At 57.4% G+C, this 4651-nt stretch carries 4 protein-coding genes; 2 read left to right on the forward strand and 2 right to left on the reverse strand.

All coding sequences use genetic code 11. The features are described 5' to 3' along the window. Together glnD and map are read right to left on the reverse strand one after the other, a co-directional pair. On the reverse strand, positions 1–1717 hold a 1717-nt coding region (gene glnD, locus D8V06_RS25210), incomplete at its 3' end, for a [protein-PII] uridylyltransferase (RefSeq protein ID WP_130932038.1). Between the two features lie 41 nt (positions 1718–1758). Further along, complete coding sequence (gene map, locus D8V06_RS25215; protein WP_056856249.1) at positions 1759–2541, reverse strand: type I methionyl aminopeptidase; 783 nt, start codon at positions 2539–2541, stop codon at positions 1759–1761. Positions 2542–2912: 371 nt separating this feature from the next. On the opposite strand from map, the gene rpsB reads away from it, so the two are divergent. Together rpsB and tsf are read left to right on the forward strand one after the other, a co-directional pair. Then, entirely contained in the window at positions 2913–3650 is a 738-nt protein-coding gene (gene rpsB, locus D8V06_RS25220; RefSeq protein ID WP_008057307.1) for a 30S ribosomal protein S2, read from the forward strand. A 192-nt stretch (positions 3651–3842) separates the two neighbouring features. Continuing rightward, positions 3843–4651, forward strand: an 809-nt coding sequence (tsf, locus tag D8V06_RS25225) for a translation elongation factor Ts (RefSeq protein ID WP_130932039.1), incomplete at its 3' end; no start/stop codon positions are given.

Consider the following 4651-nt stretch of genomic DNA (forward strand, 5'->3'; position numbering starts at 1 on the left):
TCTGCGCGAAATCGTGGATCACCTGCGGGTCGGACAAGTCCTTGCGCTGGGCGGTGGTCGACATCATCAAGTGGTTCTGGACCAGCCAGACGATCAGGCGGCTGTCCCACAGCGGCAACTGGTGGCGCTGGCAAAAGGCCTCGGCGTCCACGGCACCGATGTCCGAATGATCACCATGCCGGCCCTTGCCAATGTCGTGGTACAGCCCGGCCATGTAAATCAGCTCCGGCTTGGGCAGCTTGGCCATGAGCTTGGCGGCCAGCGGAAATTTTTCCGATACCTGGGTGTACTGCAACTTGCGCAGGTGTTTGATCAGGTTCAGCGTGTGGGCATCGACCGTATAGATGTGAAACAGGTCGTGTTGCATCTGCCCGACGATGAAACCGAACTCCGGCAAATAACGCCCGAGGATGCCGTAGCGGTTCATCCGGCGCAGGTTGCGATGGATACCAATCTTGCATTTGAACAGCTCGATGAACAGGCTGGTGTTGCGGATATCGTTGCGGAAGTCGTCGTCGATCAGATGACGATTTTCACGCAGCAGGCGAATGGTGTCGGCGCGTACGCCTTTGATTTCCGGCTGCTGCGCCATCAGTACGAAGATTTCCAGCATGGCGAACGGTGTGCGGCGGAACACATTGTCGTTGCGCGCCTCGATGTAGCCGTCGTGCAACTGGAATCGCGAGTTGATCGGCTGCGGCGGCGCCTCATCCTCCGGCGCGAGGATGACTTCCTCGAAGTGCTGGATGATCAGGTCGCTGAGCTGGGCAATGCTCATGACCACGCGGAAATACTGCTGCATGAAGTTTTCGACGGCTTGCTTGGCGTCGTCACCTTCAAACCCCAACAGACCGGCGATGGTGCGCTGGTGGTCGAACAGCAGGCGGTCTTCGGCGCGACCGGCGAGCATGTGCAGGGCGTAACGCACCTTCCACAGAAATTCCTGGGAAGAGGCAAGCAGGGCGTTCTCGCTTTCGACCAGGAAACCTTCTCCGGCCAGGGCACGCAGGTTCAGGGTGCCGTACTCGCGACGGGCGAACCATAGAATCGTCTGGATATCACGCAAGCCGCCGGGCGAACCCTTGACGTTGGGTTCCAGGTTGTATTCGGTGTCGTTGTATTTGTGGTGGCGGGCCTTCTGCTCGGCGCGCTTGGCCAGGAAGAAGTCCTTGCTTGGCCACATGTGCGCGGTGCTGGTGACGTCAAGCATGCGCTGGCGCAGATGTTCGGGGCCGGTAATGGTCCGGCTCTCCATGAGATTGGTCACCACCGTCAGGTCGGCTCGGGCCTCGACGGCGCATTCGTCGACTGAGCGAACGCTCTGACCTACTTCCAGGCCAATGTCCCACAGCAACGTCAGAAAACGCTCGATGGAATCACGGAAAACTTCGTGGTCGGCGCTGTCGAGCAAAATCAACAGGTCGATATCGGAATAGGGGTGCAATTCACCACGGCCGTAGCCGCCGACCGCGACCAGCGCGATGTCGGCGTCTTCACTCCAGTCGAACTGTTCCCAGGCCTTTTGCAGGATGTTATCGACGAACCAGGCGCGATCCTCGATCAACCGACGGATATCCCGGCCGCTGCGAAAACGTGCATCGAGCACTTCGCGGGCCTGACGGATGGCCTTCTTGAAAGCAGCGATAGGGCTTGCCTTCAGGGCCAGTTCAGCCTGGAACTGGCCGCGGTCGAAGAGTTCGGGGTCCACCTGCGGCATCGTTTGGCTTTCCTTTCTATAGGCTGGGTACGGTAACGGGATCAGGCCGAGACGCGGGGGATGGTGTCATCGCTGCGCAGGGTGAAGATCTCGTAGCCGGTTTCGGTCACCAGCAGGGTGTGTTCCCACTGAGCCGAGAGCTTGCGGTCCTTGGTGATCGCGGTCCAGCCGTCGCCCAGCACTTTGGTGTCGGCGCGACCCTGATTGATCATCGGCTCGATGGTGAAGGTCATGCCGGCCTTCAGTTCCATGCCGGTGCCGGCGCGGCCGTAGTGCAGGATCTGCGGCTCTTCGTGGAACACTTTGCCGATACCGTGGCCGCAGAACTCGCGAACCACCGAGAAGCCGTTCTTTTCAGCGTGCTTCTGAATCACTTCACCAATATCGCCCAGGCGGCAGCCGGGTTTGACCAGTTCGATGGCCTTGTACATGCATTCCTGGGTCACTTGCGACAGGCGCTCGGCCCAGACCGGCACGCTGCCGACGTGGAACATGCGGCTGGTATCGCCGTGGTAGCCGTCCTTGATGACGGTGACATCGATGTTCAGGGTGTCGCCATCCTTCAGCGGCTTCTCGTTCGGGATCCCGTGGCAGACCACGTGGTTGATCGAGGTGCAGATGGATTTAGGAAAGCCCTTGTAATTGAGCGGGGCCGGAATGGCCTTCTGCTCGTTGACGATGTAGTCGTGGCAGATGCGGTCGAGTTCTTCGGTGGTCACGCCCGGTTTGACATGTTCGGCAATCATTTCCAGCACATCGGCGGCCAGTTTGCCGGCGATGCGCATTTTTGCGATGTCCTCGGGAGTTTTGAGGGTGACGGTCATACAGGCTCTCTCTGCGCTCGATGGCGCTTTCTTTACGAAAAGGGCGTTGCGCGATCGATCTTCGCAGCCCTGAAAAACGCGATTCTATCAGACGATCAGCGCAAATCCGCGCCTCTGTGCATCGCTTCTCTCTATAGAATGGTGCATTCTGGGCGGATTCCAAGGGCGGGAGTGCCCTAGTCGCCAGGTTTTCAGAATCCGGGTTCCGTTTTTCCCTGCCCTGTGATATAAAATGCGCCGCTTTCCGGGGATGCCCCGAAAAGCCTAAATCCACACACGTGTCGACACGATGACCTGGGTGCCTTCAGCTGATGCTGCTGGTTGGTCATTGGGATACGTGGAGGCCAAACCCGACTTATTAAGGAACTATCATGTCCCAAGTCAACATGCGCGATATGCTGAAGGCCGGTGTGCACTTCGGTCACCAGACCCGTTACTGGAACCCGAAAATGGGTAAATACATTTTCGGCGCGCGTAACAAGATCCACATCATCAACCTTGAAAAAACCCTGCCAATGTTCAACGAAGCTCTGACTTTCGTAGAGCGTCTGGCCCAGGGCAAAAACAAGATTCTGTTCGTCGGCACCAAGCGTTCCGCTGGCAAGATCGTTGCTGAAGAAGCAGCACGTTGCGGTTCGCCGTACGTCGATCACCGCTGGTTGGGCGGCATGCTGACCAACTTCAAGACCATCCGTGCTTCCATCAAGCGTCTGCGTGACCTTGAAGTACAAGCCGAAGACGGTACTTTCGCCAAGCTGACCAAGAAAGAAGCGCTGATGCGCTCCCGTGACCTGGAAAAGCTGGATCGTTCCCTGGGTGGTATCAAGGACATGGGCGGTCTGCCAGACGCTCTGTTCGTTATCGACGTTGATCACGAGCGCATCGCGATCACCGAAGCCAACAAGCTGGGCATCCCGGTTATCGGCGTAGTCGATACCAACAGCAGCCCGGAAGGCGTTGACTACATCATCCCAGGCAACGATGACGCAATCCGCGCTATCCAGCTGTACATGGGTTCGATGGCTGACGCTGTTATCCGTGGTCGCAACAACGTTGCTGGCGGCACCGAAGTTTTCGTTGAAGAAGCTCCGGCAGCTGCAGCTGAGTAATTGACGCCCTGGCGTTGACTCAGTAAGCAAAAAGGGGGCTTGGCCCCCTTTTTGCCACCTCGAAAACCATTTGTCGGCGGCGCAGCTACAGCATTTGTAACGTGCAGCAGCTTACAAGGGTGGTTCGGGAAGAATTGAACGCCCGTTCGATCGGGTGGAATGGTTGATAACCTATCCAAGAGGAATTTTGAAATGGCAGAGATTACTGCAGCGTTGGTCAAAGAACTGCGCGAGCGTACTGGCGAAGGCATGATGGACTGCAAAAAGGCCTTGACCAAGGCTGGCGGCGACATCGAAAAAGCCATTGATGACATGCGTGCTTCGGGCGCCATCAAGGCCGCCAAGAAAGCCGGCAACGTTGCCGCTGAAGGCGCTATCGCCCTCAAGGCTGACGACAAGTCCGCCGTGCTGCTGGAAGTGAACTCGCAGACCGACTTCCTGGCCCTGCAAGACGATTTCAAGAACTTCGTTGCCGCCAGCGTCGAAAAAGCCTTCGCCGAAAAACTGACCGACGCAGCTCCGCTGATCGCCGCTCAGGAATCGGCTCGTGAAGCCCTGGTGGCCAAAGTTGGCGAAAACGTCAACATCCGTCGCCTGGTTCGCGTTGAAGGTGATGTTGTTGGTGGTTACCTGCACGGTAACAAGATCGGTGTTGTCGTTGTACTCAAAGGCGGCGACGTTGACCTGGCCAAAGACATCGCTATGCACGTAGCAGCCAGCAACCCTGAGTTCCTGCTGCCTTCGGAAGTTTCCGCCGAAGCCATCGAGCGTGAAAAGGCTGTGTTCCTGCAGCTGAACGAAGAAAAAATCAAAGGCAAGCCAGAAAACATTGTTGAGAACATGGTCAAAGGCCGTATCAGCAAGTTCCTGGCCGAAGCAAGCCTGGTTGAGCAGGCGTTCGTCAAGAACCCTGAAATCAAGGTTGGCGAGCTGGCCAAGAAAGCCGGTGCTGAAATCGTTTCCTTCACCTACTTCAAAGTAGGCGAAGGCATCGAGAAGCC

Source organism: Pseudomonas sp. Sample_24, from assembly GCF_004307605.1.
GTDB lineage: Bacteria > Pseudomonadota > Gammaproteobacteria > Pseudomonadales > Pseudomonadaceae > Aquipseudomonas.